General features: G+C 38.2%; 16 protein-coding genes. All 16 read left to right on the top strand.

Annotation, left to right across the window (positions count from 1 at the left end; all coding sequences use genetic code 11):
* The first annotated feature begins 71 nt into the window (after positions 1-71).
* The 16 genes from typA (at position 72) to rplK (ending at position 13,313) form a co-directional block, all read left to right on the top strand.
* On the top strand, positions 72-1,913 hold the full coding sequence (typA, locus tag J0J33_RS01135; protein ID WP_206888029.1) for a translational GTPase TypA: 1,842 nt from the start codon (positions 72-74) through the stop codon (positions 1,911-1,913).
* A gap of 74 nt (positions 1,914-1,987) precedes the next feature.
* Positions 1,988-2,218: a DUF3165 family protein gene (locus J0J33_RS01130; RefSeq protein WP_019292242.1), complete on the top strand. Its 231-nt coding sequence runs from the start codon at positions 1,988-1,990 to the stop codon at positions 2,216-2,218.
* A gap of 45 nt (positions 2,219-2,263) precedes the next feature.
* A complete protein-coding gene (locus J0J33_RS01125; RefSeq protein ID WP_019292241.1) occupies positions 2,264-3,199 on the top strand; it encodes a class I SAM-dependent methyltransferase in 936 nt (311 codons plus the stop codon).
* A gap of 84 nt (positions 3,200-3,283) precedes the next feature.
* Complete coding sequence (locus J0J33_RS01120; RefSeq protein WP_019294232.1) at positions 3,284-4,477, top strand: acetate kinase; 1,194 nt, start codon at positions 3,284-3,286, stop codon at positions 4,475-4,477.
* Positions 4,478-4,595: 118 nt separating this feature from the next.
* Entirely contained in the window at positions 4,596-5,789 is a 1,194-nt protein-coding gene (locus J0J33_RS01115) for an acetate kinase (RefSeq protein WP_165720166.1), read from the top strand.
* Positions 5,790-5,879: 90 nt separating this feature from the next.
* Entirely contained in the window at positions 5,880-6,596 is a 717-nt protein-coding gene (gene pyrH / locus J0J33_RS01110; RefSeq protein ID WP_019292238.1) for a UMP kinase, read from the top strand.
* Positions 6,597-6,624: 28 nt separating this feature from the next.
* Positions 6,625-7,182 carry a ribosome recycling factor gene (gene frr / locus J0J33_RS01105; protein WP_206921747.1) on the top strand — a complete coding sequence of 186 codons (558 nt, stop codon included), beginning with the start codon at positions 6,625-6,627 and terminating at the stop codon, positions 7,180-7,182.
* A gap of 110 nt (positions 7,183-7,292) precedes the next feature.
* Complete coding sequence (locus tag J0J33_RS01100) at positions 7,293-8,153, top strand: S1 RNA-binding domain-containing protein (protein WP_206888026.1); 861 nt, start codon at positions 7,293-7,295, stop codon at positions 8,151-8,153.
* A 139-nt stretch (positions 8,154-8,292) separates the two neighbouring features.
* Positions 8,293-8,808: a peptide-methionine (S)-S-oxide reductase MsrA gene (gene msrA, locus J0J33_RS01095; protein ID WP_206888023.1), complete on the top strand. Its 516-nt coding sequence runs from the start codon at positions 8,293-8,295 to the stop codon at positions 8,806-8,808.
* Entirely contained in the window at positions 8,805-9,020 is a 216-nt protein-coding gene (locus J0J33_RS01090) for a YozE family protein (protein ID WP_003133330.1), read from the top strand. Before msrA ends, J0J33_RS01090 begins: the two co-directional genes overlap by 4 nt.
* 17 nt (positions 9,021-9,037) lie before the next feature.
* The gene (locus J0J33_RS01085; RefSeq protein WP_003133332.1) at positions 9,038-9,409 is read left to right on the top strand and encodes a VOC family protein; all 372 of its coding nucleotides are present in this window, start codon (positions 9,038-9,040) and stop codon (positions 9,407-9,409) included.
* Positions 9,410-9,642: 233 nt separating this feature from the next.
* Positions 9,643-10,041 (top strand): hypothetical protein, encoded by a 399-nt coding sequence (locus J0J33_RS01080; protein WP_019292234.1) that lies wholly within the window; start codon positions 9,643-9,645, stop codon positions 10,039-10,041.
* A gap of 6 nt (positions 10,042-10,047) precedes the next feature.
* Positions 10,048-10,728 carry a hypothetical protein gene (locus J0J33_RS01075; RefSeq protein ID WP_206921746.1) on the top strand — a complete coding sequence of 227 codons (681 nt, stop codon included), beginning with the start codon at positions 10,048-10,050 and terminating at the stop codon, positions 10,726-10,728.
* Positions 10,713-12,125: a DUF1430 domain-containing protein gene (locus J0J33_RS10725; protein WP_240265590.1), complete on the top strand. Its 1,413-nt coding sequence runs from the start codon at positions 10,713-10,715 to the stop codon at positions 12,123-12,125. Before J0J33_RS01075 ends, J0J33_RS10725 begins: the two co-directional genes overlap by 16 nt.
* 6 nt (positions 12,126-12,131) lie before the next feature.
* The gene (locus J0J33_RS01065; protein ID WP_206888016.1) at positions 12,132-12,761 is read left to right on the top strand and encodes an ABC transporter ATP-binding protein; all 630 of its coding nucleotides are present in this window, start codon (positions 12,132-12,134) and stop codon (positions 12,759-12,761) included.
* A gap of 126 nt (positions 12,762-12,887) precedes the next feature.
* Positions 12,888-13,313: a 50S ribosomal protein L11 gene (rplK, locus tag J0J33_RS01060; RefSeq protein WP_003133340.1), complete on the top strand. Its 426-nt coding sequence runs from the start codon at positions 12,888-12,890 to the stop codon at positions 13,311-13,313.
* Positions 13,314-13,365 lie beyond the last annotated feature (52 nt).

The following is a 13,365-nucleotide window of genomic DNA, read 5'->3' as shown; positions in this document are numbered from 1 at the left end:
TAAAAGCTAGCGTTCAAGCTACGGAGACGCGATTTCCGTATGAATTTTTCGAAAGAATAGGTAGAAATAAATTGACTAAATTACGCGAAAACATCAGAAACGTTGCGATTATTGCCCACGTCGACCACGGTAAAACAACTTTGGTTGATGAGTTACTTAAACAATCACAAACGCTTGATGCCCGTACAAACCTTGCTGAACGCGCAATGGACTCTAACGCCCTTGAACAAGAACGCGGGATCACAATCCTTGCTAAAAATACAGCTGTAGAATATGGCGACACACGCATCAACATCTTGGACACACCAGGACACGCGGACTTCGGTGGTGAAGTAGAACGTATCATGAAAATGGTCGATGGTGTTGTTCTTGTCGTAGATGCTTATGAAGGTACAATGCCTCAAACACGTTTCGTGTTGAAAAAAGCTTTGGATCAAAACTTGACACCAATCGTTGTCGTGAACAAGATTGATAAACCATCTGCACGTCCACAAGAAGTTGTAGATGAAGTGTTGGAACTTTTCATCGAACTTGGTGCCGACGATGATCAATTGGACTTCCCAGTTGTTTATGCTTCAGCTATTAATGGATCATCTTCATTGAGCGATGATCCCGCAGATCAAGAAGCAACAATGGATCCAATCTTTAATACAATCATCGAACACATCCCGGCTCCTATCGATAACTCTGATGAACCTTTGCAATTCCAAGTTTCTCTCTTGGACTACAATGATTTCGTGGGTCGTATTGGTATCGGACGTGTTTTCCGTGGCACAATTAAAGTTGGGGACAATGTAACACTGTCTAAACTTGATGGTTCAACTAAAAACTTCCGTGTAACAAAACTTTTTGGTTTCTTTGGCCTTGACCGTCAAGAAATCACTGAAGCAAAAGCAGGTGACTTGATTGCTGTTTCTGGTATGGATGATATCTTCGTAGGTGAAACTGTTACACCTACAGATGCCATTGAACCATTGCCAGTTCTCCACATTGACGAACCAACACTTCAAATGACTTTCCTTGTAAATAACTCACCATTCGCAGGCCGCGAAGGTAAATGGGTAACTGCACGTAAAGTTGAAGAACGTTTGCAAGCAGAACTTCAAACAGACGTATCACTTCGTGTTGAAAATACTGATTCACCAGATAAATGGATCGTTTCAGGTCGTGGAGAATTGCACTTATCTATCCTTATCGAAACAATGCGTCGTGAAGGCTATGAACTTCAAGTTTCACGTCCAGAAGTTATCGTTAAAGAAATTGACGGTGTAGAATGTGAACCATTCGAACGTGTACGTATTGATACACCTGAAGAATACCAAGGATCAATTATCCAAGCCCTTTCAGAACGTAAGGGTGACATGTTGGACATGGAAATCACAGGTAATGGTCAAGCACGTCTAGTCTTCTTGGTTCCAGCACGTGGTTTGATTGGTTTCACAACAGAATTTATGTCAATGACACGTGGATATGGTATCATGAACCACACATTTGACCAATATATGCCAATGGTTAAAGGAACAATCGGTGGACGTAGCCGTGGTGCTTTGATCTCTATGGACCAAGGTTCTGTAACATCTTATGCTATGGGATACGTACAAGAGCGTGGTACACTTTTTGTTGAAGCGGGTACAGAAGTTTATGCAGGTATGATTATCGGTGAGCACTCACGTGATAATGACTTGACAGTTAACGTTACAAAAGCTAAACAACAAACAAACGTTCGTTCATCTAATAAAGACTCAACTTCAGTCCTTAACGCTTCTAAAATCTTGTCTCTTGAAGAATCATTAGAATTCTTGGGTGATGACGAATACATGGAAGTAACACCAGAATCAATCCGTTTGCGTAAACAAATTCTTGACAAAGCAATGCGTGAAAAAGCAACGAAAAAGAAAAAAACTGCTGAATAATAGTTTGCATATGGCGCTTGAAACAGCAGAGGAATTTGAGGAAAGACTAAGAAGCCAAAAATAAGGAGAAAAGCATGTTTTATCTGATACTTTTAGTTTTATTTGCCTTGGGCTATATCTTTTTAATGCCGAAGGATGTGAGAAGAAGTGCAGATATCTTTGTTTTTGCATCTGTGTCTGTCCTCATCGTGGCTGTAGCCATCGGTCAAGCGGTCAGTCACCGTGCTGCTTTATATGAAATTGCAATGGTGATTGCACTCTTAGCCCTCGCTGTTAAGGCTCTTGTGGAAATTGAAAAATTATAAAATAAGAAATAGTTTGTCTCGGGCAGACTATTTTTTGGAGGTTACATGGATATAGAGAAAATCGAAAAAGCCTTTGGATTAGTTCTTGAGAATATTATGGCAATTCAAGCAGAGCTCTTGACGGATTTTTATGATGCTTTTGTGGAACAAAATGCAGCTTACTTAGGCGCTTTAGAATTTGCGTCACTGACGAAGGAAAATAATGATAAGGTTCGTTCAATGAACCTCACGAAAAGTGAATGGCAAAAGCTGTTTCAGTTTGTTTTGCTTCAGGGGTCACGTGTCGCACCAATGCAGGCAAATCATAATTTAACTCCGGATTCTATTGGTTTCATCTTTAATTTTATCATTGAGGAGTTACACAAAGAAAGAAAGATTCGTTTACTAGAATTTGGCTCAGGAACGGGGAATTTGGCGGAAACGCTTTTGGTTCACATGCAAAAAGAAGTAGACTATGTTGGTTTTGAAGTAGATGACCTCTTGTTGGATTTGTCCGCTTCAATGTCAGAAGTCATGGGAACAGAAGCAAGTTTTCTCCAAATCGATGCCGTTAAACCACAGCCCTTGGAACCTGTGGATGTTGTGATGAGTGATCTCCCAGTTGGTTATTATCCAGACGATGAAACAGCCAGCCATTTTCAAGTGCATGACAAATCAGAACATACCTATGTGCACCATTTAATGGTTGAGCAATCTTTCAAATATCTGAAAGAGAGTGGTTTTGCGCTCTTCTTAGCTCCAGATAATCTTTTGACAAGTGCACAGTCTGAGTTTTTGAAGGCTTGGATTAAAGAGCATGCGCATGTTGCTGCAGTTATTACATTACCTTCATCACTCTTTAAAGGTGCAGGGAAATCAATTTATTTATTAAGTAAAAACCAGACAAATACACCGACTTTTGTTTACCCCTTGTCTGATTTAGCAGACCGTTCTATTTTGCAAGAATTTATGTCTGAGTTTGTGAAAAATGTTAAGATTTGACCAAAAACTCTTGGCCAGTCACTGCCTTCAAATTGGTTTTGTGATATAATTTAAGAGAAATTTGAAAGAAGAAGGATAGATAAAATGACAAAAACTCTTGCGGTTAATGCTGGTTCATCATCAATGAAATGGCAAATGTATGAAATGCCAGAAGAAAAAGTTCTTGCAAAAGGTTTAATCGAACGTATTGGCTTGAAAGATTCAGTCACAACCGTTAAATTTAATGATCAAAAAGAAGAACGTGTGTTGGATATTGTAGATCATACACAAGCCGTTCACATTTTACTTGAAGACTTGAAACGTTTCCATATTGTTGAAGAATTTTCAGAGATTACAGGAGTAGGTCACCGTGTTGTCGCTGGTGGAGAGTTATTTAAAAAATCTACTTTGATCGATCAGGAAGTACTGAAACAAATTGAAGAGCTTTCACCGCTTGCTCCCCTTCACAATCCAGCAAATGCTGCTGGTATAAAGGCTTTCTTGGAGTTGTTGCCTGAAGCAACAGCGGTAGCTGTTTTTGATACGGCTTTCCACACAACAATGCCTGAAAAAGCTTTCCGTTACCCATTGCCTAAAAAATATTACACTGAAAATGCAGTGCGTAAATATGGAGCACACGGAACTTCACACATGTTTGTGGCACAAGAAGCTGCAAAAATGTTAGGCAAAGATATTAAGGATACAAAAATCATTACTGCTCATATCGGTAATGGGGGCTCAATCACTGCTGTAAAAGGTGGCAAGTCCATCGACACTTCAATGGGCTTCACACCCTTAGCAGGTATTATGATGGGAACACGTACAGGCGATATGGATCCTTCTGTTTTCCCTTATCTTATTGCTAACGACGATTCACTCAAGGATGCTCAAGACGTTGTCAACATGATGAATAAAGAGTCAGGACTATTTGGTGTTTCTGGTTTGTCTTCTGATATGCGTGAAATTATTACTGCTCGTGATGCTGGGGATACAGATGCAGCCTTAGCATTCGAAATGTATGTTGATCGTATTCAAAAATTCATTGGTCAATACTTGGCTGTTTTGAACGGTGCCGATGCGATTGTATTTACAGCAGGTGTAGGGGAAAACTCAGCTCCAGTACGTGAAGGCGTCTTAAAAGGTTTGTCATGGTTTGGTATTGATGTTGACTTCTCTAAGAATGTTTTTGGATTTGAAGGAGAAATGTCAACACCAGAATCACGCGTTAAAGTCTTTGTTATTCCAACTGATGAGGAGCTTGTAATTGCACGCGATGTTGAAGCGGCAAAAGCGAAATAAAATAAAACGGCGTGTAAAATGCCGTTTTTTTAATATTTCTTTTAAGATATTTTTTAAAGTTATGTTATACTAGTAAGACAAAAAGAAAACACTTACATATTGAAGGGATTTTTAAAATATGGAAAAAACACTCGCTGTTAACGCTGGATCATCATCACTAAAATGGCAACTTTATGATATGCCAGAAGAAAAAGTTATTGCTAAAGGTATTTTTGAACGTATTGGTTTGAAAGATTCTATTTCAACAACGAAGTTTGATGATCAAGTGCATAAAAGAGAGCAGGATATTGTTGACCATCGTCAAGCAGTCTTGCTTTTGATGGACGAGTTGATACATTTTAAACTCATTAGTAGTTTCCGTGAGATTACAGCTATTGGTCACCGTGTTGTTGCGGGTGGAGAATTTTTCAATACGTCTACTGTAATTACTCCTGAAGTTTTAGAAGAGATAAAAAACCTTTCAACTTTAGCCCCTCTCCACAACCCAGCAAATGTGCTAGGGATTGAGGCTTTTAAACGATTACTTCCAGATGCACTTGCTGTAGCTGTCTTTGATACAGCTTTTCACACGACATTGCCAGAAAAAGCCTTCCGTTATCCCATTCCAACAAAATACTATACGGATTATGCTATTCGTAAATATGGAGCGCATGGAACTTCACACATGTATGTGTCACGTGAAGCAGCAAAAGTTTTAGGGAAACCATTAGAAGACTTAAAACTTATCACCGCTCACATTGGTAATGGTGCTTCGATTACTGCTATTGAAGGCGGAAAGTCTGTTGATACTTCAATGGGCTTCACACCACTAGCGGGTGTTATGATGGGCACACGTTCAGGAGAAATGGACCCTTCGGTGATTTCTTATATGCTTGAAAGTGATCCTAGCCTACGCTCAGCGCAAGATGTTATTGATGTGCTCAATAAAAAATCTGGCTTACTTGGTGTATCAGAGTTTTCAAGTGATATGCGTGACCTAGAGGAAGCACGTAACTCTGGCAATGAAAAAGCTATCTTAGCTTATGAAATGTTTATTGACCGTTTGAAGAAATTTATCGCACAGTACTTTGGGGTCCTCAATGGAGCAGATGCGCTTATCTTTACAGCAGGTATTGGGGAAAACGATACTGATGCTCGTCGTGATATTGTAGCAGGCTTGTCCTGGTTTGGTATGGAAATTGACCCAGAAAAGAATGTCCGCGGGGCGAATGGCATCATTTCTACTCCAGAATCACGTGTTAAAGTTTTGGTTATACCAACAGACGAAGAATTGGTTATTGCGCGTGATGTTGAAGCTGCAAAAAATAAATAATCTTGTTAAAAGACCATATGGTCTTTTTTTCAGCTAAATTTTATGGTAAAATAGTAGGGATAAAAAAGAATAGAGAAGAGATAGGTAACTATGGCTGATATTAAATATAAACGCGTACTTTTGAAACTTTCTGGCGAAGCTTTAGCTGGAGAAAAGGGTTTTGGAATTGATCCTGAAACAGTGAAAAAAGTTGCTGAAGAGCTCAAAGAAGTATACGCTCTTGGTGCAGAAATCGCCATTGTTTGTGGCGGTGGAAATATCTGGCGCGGCGTGACCGGTGAAAAGATCGGTATGGAACGTGCCCAAGCAGATTATATGGGCATGCTAGCTACGATCATGAACGGCTTAGCTCTTCAAGATACACTTGAAGCACTTGGTGTACCTACTCGTGTTCAAACAGCTATCGAAATGAAAGCTGTCGCAGAGCCTTATATCCGCCGTCGCGCTGAACGACACCTTGAAAAAGGTCGTGTCGTTATTTTTGCAGGTGGAACAGGTTCGCCATACTTCTCCACAGATACAACATCAGCACTTCGTGCAGCAGAAATTAATGCGGATGTTATTTTAATGGCTAAAAATGGTGTCGATGGTGTCTATAATGCAGATCCAAAACTTGACGAAACAGCAGTTAAATTTGACAACCTTACACACATGGACGTCATCACAAAAGGTCTTCACGTTATGGACTCAACGGCTTCAACAATGTCAATGGACAACCACATTCCACTTGTTGTCTTCAATATGAATGAATCTGGAAATATTAAACGTGTTGTTCAAGGTGAAGAAATCGGAACAACTGTAGAATAAATTTATAATAAAATAAAAAGGAAAAATCATGGCAAACGAAATTATTGATAATACAAAAGAACGTATGAATAGCTCATTGAACAGCTTGCAACGTGACCTTGGTCACATCCGTGCAGGTCGTGCCAATGCGAGCTTGCTCGACCGCATCTCTGTGGAGTACTATGGCGCACCAACACCACTAAATCAAATGGCATCAATCACAATTCCAGAAGCGCGTGTTTTGATGATTACACCATTTGATAAAACAATCTTGAAAGATATCGAGCATGCCTTGAATGCCAGTGATATTGGAATTACACCAGCAAATGATGGTTCAGTTATTCGCTTGGTTATCCCAATGTTGACAGAAGAACGTCGTAAAGAGTTGGTTAAAGAGATGGGTAAATACATCGAAGGTGCAAAAGTTGCAATCCGTAACATCCGTCGTGATGCTATCGATACAGCGAAAAAACAAGAAAAAGCAAAAGAAATCACAGAAGATGATTTGAAAGTACTTGAAAAAGACATTCAAACTATAACAGATAATGCTGTTAAAGAAGCAGATAAAATGGCTGCTGAAAAAGAAAAAGAACTTTTGGATGTTTAAGTTTGTATCGTCATTTGATTGTAAAAGATTTTATTCTATATAATCGAGAGAGAGCAAAAAAAAACAATCAGAAATAAACGGCTCTGCGGAGCCGTTTTTAAGGAAACAGAATGAATAATTTATTAGCAACAACATTTTCAGCGATTATTACAGCTGAGAATGATCAATTTTACTTTTTGCAGAAAGATGATAATATCATACGTCTTGCAAAATCAGAAGGCGAACACCAGGTAGGGGATATCGTCACAGGTTTTGCCTATGTGGATAAATCTGACAAAATGTGCATGACAACGCAAGAACCAACAGCAACACGTGAAAAATTCGGCTGGGGCACAGTGACCGATATTCGTCGTGACTTGGGAGCTTTCGTTGATATTGGTTTAGCTGGGAAAGATATCGTGGTTTCGCTTGATGATCTTCCGCTACCAGAAGATAAAGATCAATGGCCTAAAAAAGGGGATAAGCTCTTTGTTAAAATCGTCGTTGATGCGAAAGATCGTCTTTGGGGTAAATTAGCTTGGCACCAAGATTTCTGGGAAATGTCAGGACCGGCCTATGACAATATGCAAAACCAAGACTTACGCGGGATTGTTTACCGTAACAAAGAAACGGGCTCTTTCGTCTATCTTCCAGATAATAATATGCTTGGTTTCATCCATCCTAACGAAGCTTTTGGCACACTCCGTATCGGGCAAGAGCTTCAGGTACGTGTCATTGGCTTCCGTGATCAAGACCGTAGTTTAAACCTTAGTGCGAGACCACGTGCTTATGAAATGTTGGATGCTGATGCACAGATGATTCTCGCATATCTTGAGAGTATGGGTGGAAAAATGCCTTTTAATGATAAGTCAGCGCCAGATGATATCAAAGCGACATTTGGTATATCTAAAGGACAATTTAAAAAAGCGCTTGGCGGTTTGATGAAGAATAAAAAAATTAAACAAAGTCCAGAAGGTACAGAGCTCATTTGATAAAAACACTAAAAAGTTGGATTCATCCAGCTTTTTTTTCCCATAAATAAAAGCCGTTTGGAATTTAAAGAAAAAAATAAGTGCATGATAGAGTGAGTTTTGTTATAATATCTTCAACTAAGAAGAACGGGGAAAGAGTATGAGTAAAGAAAGAGCAATATTTGCCGGTGGCTGTTTTTGGTGTATGGTACAGCCCTTTGAGGAACAAACAGGGATTCTTGCTGTGACAAGTGGTTATACAGGCGGTCATGTTGATAATCCAACTTATGAGCAAGTTTGCAATCATCAGACAGGCCATACTGAGGCAGTGGAGATTATCTTTGATAATGAAAAAATCACTTACAAAGATTTAGTGGAACTTTACTGGGAGCAGACCGATCCAACCGATATGTTTGGTCAATTTGAGGATCGTGGCGATAACTATCGTCCAGTTATTTTCTATACTGCTGACTCACAGAGAGAAGTCGCTGAAAAGTCAAAAGAAGCACTTCAAAATTCTGGGCGTTTTGATCGTCCTATTGTTACCACAATAGAACCCGCACAAAAGTTCTGGCCGGCAGAGGATTATCATCAAGGATTTTATAAAACAAATCCTGAGCGTTATGCTTTGTCCAGCCGCTTACGTCATAAGTTTTTGGAGGAAAACTGGAAATGAGACAGCCTTTTTATACTTATTTGATGCGCCATCGGGCGCCAGTTGAGGTGGATGATGTCACACGTTTGGCTAATCTTGCCTTTGCAGATACACAGTTTCCCAAACAATCGAAAGACTTTGATGAAGTCTCCACATATCTGGAAACCTATGCTCCTTTTTACTTTAACTTGGGACTTTTTGACGATATCTGGGCAATGTACCTAGAAGCCTAAAAATGGAGGAAAACACAATGAAAATGGCACACACTTGTTACCGCGTCAAAGACTTGGATGCTTCAATCAAGTTTTATCAAGAAGCTTTCGGCTTTGAGGAAAAACGTCGTCGTGACTTTTTAGAATATGAATTTACTTTAGTTTATCTGACTTTACCTGGTGATGACTACGAATTAGAATTGACTTATAATTACAATCATGAAGCGTATGATTTGGGTAATGGCTATGGACATATTGCTATTTCGGTTGATAATTTGGAAGAACTGCATACAAAACAAAAACAAGCAGGGTTTGAAGTTACCGAACTTAAAGGCCTTCCTAACTCCGACACACGCTATTACTTTATTATTGATCCAGATGGCTATAAGGTTGAAGTGATTGCAGAGTAAATAAAAAAGAATAAAAAGACTGAATTATTTCAGTCTTTTTTTGATTTTCGCCTAAATGTAGCAGCCGCATTTTTCAAGCTTAAAGTATTTCTACTTTTTCATGAAAACTAAATGTAGAGGGAAAATTATCAGAGGATTCTCGTGTTAGACTAATAAATATAAAATAAAGGAAGGAGGCTAAAAAGTACTGTTGTCCTAGAAAAAAATAGTTGTATTTGAAAGGAAGCTTTATTATGAAAATCAAAAAAATTATTGCCGTATCAACTTTAGGGCTAGCTCTTTTTGGGGCAAGTCAGATTGCGACTGCTGAGAAAATATCTGCCGATGGTGTTTTTGGCGATAGTGTTGAAAAGATGGAACGTGCTGTTCGTATTTTGCAAAATAATTTTACGAAACACGGCAAACAGGTGGCATATTATAAAACTTTTCCAGATGCCGCTTTGGGGAAGAAAACCTTGACATCAGAGTATTATAATTGGGCTGTAAAGCATCAAAGCACTGCTTATGTCCAAGGCGGAGGAAATCAAAGTAGTGGCTGGTATCCGGCAGGTTATAAAGTTTGGGTATCTTCTACAGGTTATCGTTATGGAGGATATAGCTGGGGCTATCAGGCAGTTGGAAATAAATGGTAAATCGTGATGAATAAGCTGTTGAAATTTACCTTATTACTCCTTTTTTCTTTGATTACTTGCATGATTGCTTATATGCGTTATACCGATAAAGAAGCCACACGGTTGAGGGAAGCTGTTCAACTTCCAAATTATACCCAGATTTATCAGCCCAAAATAAATAATCCCAATAATGACCTTAACGACCTTGATGTGAAGGTAGAGTTTATAAATCGTAAAGATTTTATTAAGGCAATAAAAGAGGTTTCGCAAGAATTTGATGTTCCTTTTATTATCCGTGTGCGTTTTCTAGGGCATAAAAATGATGGAAAAGGTAATGTTGATTATGGATCCCCTCTATCAAATATTACTTATTTTGAAACACACTATCATCCTAGAAAAGAAAAGAAGTTTAGAGACCTCGATTATAAGGTAAAGATAAATAATAGCCCTATAGAAGATTTGACAGATGAGCAATATCAAGGAGCCAGTATATTTTTCAAATCTGACGATAAAAAAAGAGTTTTAGAAGCTTTATCCCAAAAGTTTAATCAAATCTCAAAAGTTCAAACAAGCTCTGCCAGTTTAGAGAATCAGCCGTCATGGTATATTCCGAGCAGTCCAATTATTAGAGTCAGTGATATCTATGTATTCCTTATTAAAGTTGTTCTTTTCTTTTCTTTTACTTTGTTTTTATGTTTATATGGATAATTTTAAGAAATAAAGAAATAGCTATATTTTCTCTTAATGGCTTGAGCAACTTCATAATCCTCAAACGAATCTATCTTAAATCTTTTGTTGGAACACAGCTTTTGGTACTTTTTTTGGCAAATATACTGATAATAAGAGCAATTGATACAGAATACATAGGATTGATTTTTTTAATTTCAATTTTGAGTGTGTTTGGTGTATTGCTTATTATTGGAGTTATTGTGAGGTTTTCTCTGGCTCAGCAAGTCAATAATAAACCATTTTTTAAAAGATTTTATGTTGCTGTCTATCTTGTCAAGGTATATATTTTTGCAGCAAGTGTAGCAACAAGCATGGGATTGATGCTCTTGTTCAACAGTAGTATAGGAGTGTTACAATCCTCGCCTATAAAAGGTTATGGTACTTTTCATGGCGGCGGTTCGGGTTATTTAGAAAGTTTGAAGAGTCATACACAGCACGAATCCCTTTTTAAATACATGGAGAATAATGGTGGTTTACACGCTGCAAAGAAATTTTTACCGCAGAAATTTTTGGAGAAATATCAAGGCATGGAAATTAATTCAGCTTATCTTCAAAAATATAAGATAGAAGATGTTAATGGAAATGATATTAAAATCCCGACTGAAACAAGTGAAGCGGTGATTTTAATTAACGAACGCTATAAAGATAAGTTGCATGAGATAAAAAAAGGATATTTGGAACTTCTAGATATGTCTGGTCTTTGGTTTAAAGGAAAGAATAGTCGTTTCATTATCATCAAAGATAAGCAAAAAATACCAGCTTTTCAAGGGGAACGAGGCGGAATTTTTTCTAATGGAAGAAAAGAGGAAATACGAGCAGATATAGTAGAGGTCCATACGGTAAATAATGCGGGAGTAAACACCTACATCAATATGTTTTATAATGGGAACACTCTTGGTGCTTTATTTCCTATTAAGAAAAGTGCGGAAAAAACTTATTTAGATCTACTCCCTAGTTTAAGGAAGGATAAGGTAGAAGCTAGTTTTACTTCATTTGTTTCTAGCTCAAAAATTGCAGAGAATGATATGAAGATGTATATTGGAGAGCGCTGGTCATGGGTATTTATGAACCTTCTGGCATTCATTCTCTTTATCATCATGATACTATCCACAACAATGATTTATTTCAGAGTCAATAAAGAAAAGCTTGCCCTTTTTCGGATACAAGGATTTTTCTGTCTAAGAAGCTATCGCTTTCTATTTATAATCATTATCATTCAAAACATAGTGTTTTTTACTCAATCGATGATTTTAGGCTATGATTTCACAGTCATTGAGGCTTATATACTTTATGCTTTGATTGAGATATTTTTAGTCTTCCACCTCCTCACTCGCCTCGAAAAGAAAGAGTTAGTCAACACCTTGAAAGGAGCATAATACAGCATGATAGAACTGCAAGAAGTGAGTAAAAAGTTTGGGAAACATCAGATTTTTGAAAATTTTTCCCTCAGTATTCCAGCTCAGAAAATGACAGCGATACTCGGAAGAAGTGGCGCCGGAAAGTCCACGCTTCTTAATCTTATCGGACTGATTGAAGGCGCAGATTCTGGGAGGTTATATATATCAGGGAAAAAAGCACCTAAGATAAACAGCAAAGAAGCGTTACTTATGCGGCGCAACCTGATAGCATTTCTTTTTCAAAACTTTGCCTTGATTGAAGATGAGAGCATTGAGCGAAATCTCAATATCTCTCTAGTGTATGAGAAAATAAAAGGCAAAGAAAAGCAACGTAGGATGAGAGAGATTTTAAATCAAGTAGGTATTGCTCATAAGCTAAGCGAAAAAGTATACGCTTTGTCTGGTGGGGAAAAACAGCGTGTAGCTCTGGCGCGTGCTTTGTTGAAACGCAGTAAGATTATCTTGGCTGATGAGCCGACCGGCTCTTTAGATGAACAAAATAGATCCTTGATACTGGGATTGTTACGCCAAGAAGTAGAAAAGGGAAAAACAGTCATCATTGTCACGCATGACCCAGCTGTTGTTGCAGCATGTGATGAATTCGTTGAAATATAGAGACTTGACAAAAATAACTATATTTGGTAGACTGTTTAAGTATGTTTTTAGCATATAGGCGTGGAAGATAGAATGGTCTATCATCATACCACATCACGAAAACAATATTATAAGGAGAAATTTATCGTGGCTAAACAAGTAGAAAAACTCGTTAAATTGCAAATTCCTGCCGGTAAAGCAACACCAGCTCCACCAGTTGGTCCAGCTTTGGGTCAAGCAGGTATCAACATCATGGGATTCACTAAAGAATTCAACGCGCGTACAGCTGACCAAGCTGGTATGCTCATCCCAGTTGTAATCTCAGTATATGAAGATAAATCATTTACATTCATTACAAAAACTCCTCCAGCAGCAGTTCTTTTGAAAAAAGCAGCTAAAGTTGAAAAAGGTTCAGGTGAACCTAATAAAGTTAAAGTTGCAACTGTAACAAAAGCACAAGTTGAAGAAATTGCAAACACTAAGATGGCTGACCTTAACGCTGGTTCACTTGAAGCAGCAATGTCAATGATCGAAGGTACTGCGAAATCTATGGGATTTGTAGTAGAAGGTTAATTTTTAATTAATCATCGCTCATTTTCCACACAAGTGGAAGGCTGTTATAATA

Source organism: Lactococcus sp. LG1267 (assembly GCF_017309545.1).
GTDB lineage: Bacteria > Bacillota > Bacilli > Lactobacillales > Streptococcaceae > Lactococcus > Lactococcus petauri.
The sequence above is the reverse complement of the archived record's forward strand: the minus strand, read 5'-3'. Positions and strand labels throughout refer to the sequence as shown.

Bases quoted from the DNA above. Each gene is read 5' to 3' on its own strand.
- J0J33_RS01130 (WP_019292242.1), top strand. From the start codon at position 1,988: ATGTTTTATCTGATACTTTTAGTTTTATTTGCCTTGGGCTATATCTTT.
- J0J33_RS01125 (WP_019292241.1), top strand. From the start codon at position 2,264: ATGGATATAGAGAAAATCGAAAAAGCCTTTGGATTAGTTCTTGAGAAT.
- J0J33_RS01120 (WP_019294232.1), top strand. From the start codon at position 3,284: ATGACAAAAACTCTTGCGGTTAATGCTGGTTCATCATCAATGAAATGG.
- J0J33_RS01115 (WP_165720166.1), top strand. From the start codon at position 4,596: ATGGAAAAAACACTCGCTGTTAACGCTGGATCATCATCACTAAAATGG.
- pyrH (WP_019292238.1), top strand. From the start codon at position 5,880: ATGGCTGATATTAAATATAAACGCGTACTTTTGAAACTTTCTGGCGAA.
- frr (WP_206921747.1), top strand. From the start codon at position 6,625: ATGGCAAACGAAATTATTGATAATACAAAAGAACGTATGAATAGCTCA.
- J0J33_RS01100 (WP_206888026.1), top strand. From the start codon at position 7,293: ATGAATAATTTATTAGCAACAACATTTTCAGCGATTATTACAGCTGAG.
- msrA (WP_206888023.1), top strand. From the start codon at position 8,293: ATGAGTAAAGAAAGAGCAATATTTGCCGGTGGCTGTTTTTGGTGTATG.
- J0J33_RS01090 (WP_003133330.1), top strand. From the start codon at position 8,805: ATGAGACAGCCTTTTTATACTTATTTGATGCGCCATCGGGCGCCAGTT.
- J0J33_RS01085 (WP_003133332.1), top strand. From the start codon at position 9,038: ATGAAAATGGCACACACTTGTTACCGCGTCAAAGACTTGGATGCTTCA.
- J0J33_RS01080 (WP_019292234.1), top strand. From the start codon at position 9,643: ATGAAAATCAAAAAAATTATTGCCGTATCAACTTTAGGGCTAGCTCTT.
- J0J33_RS01075 (WP_206921746.1), top strand. From the start codon at position 10,048: ATGAATAAGCTGTTGAAATTTACCTTATTACTCCTTTTTTCTTTGATT.
- J0J33_RS10725 (WP_240265590.1), top strand. From the start codon at position 10,713: ATGTTTATATGGATAATTTTAAGAAATAAAGAAATAGCTATATTTTCT.
- J0J33_RS01065 (WP_206888016.1), top strand. From the start codon at position 12,132: ATGATAGAACTGCAAGAAGTGAGTAAAAAGTTTGGGAAACATCAGATT.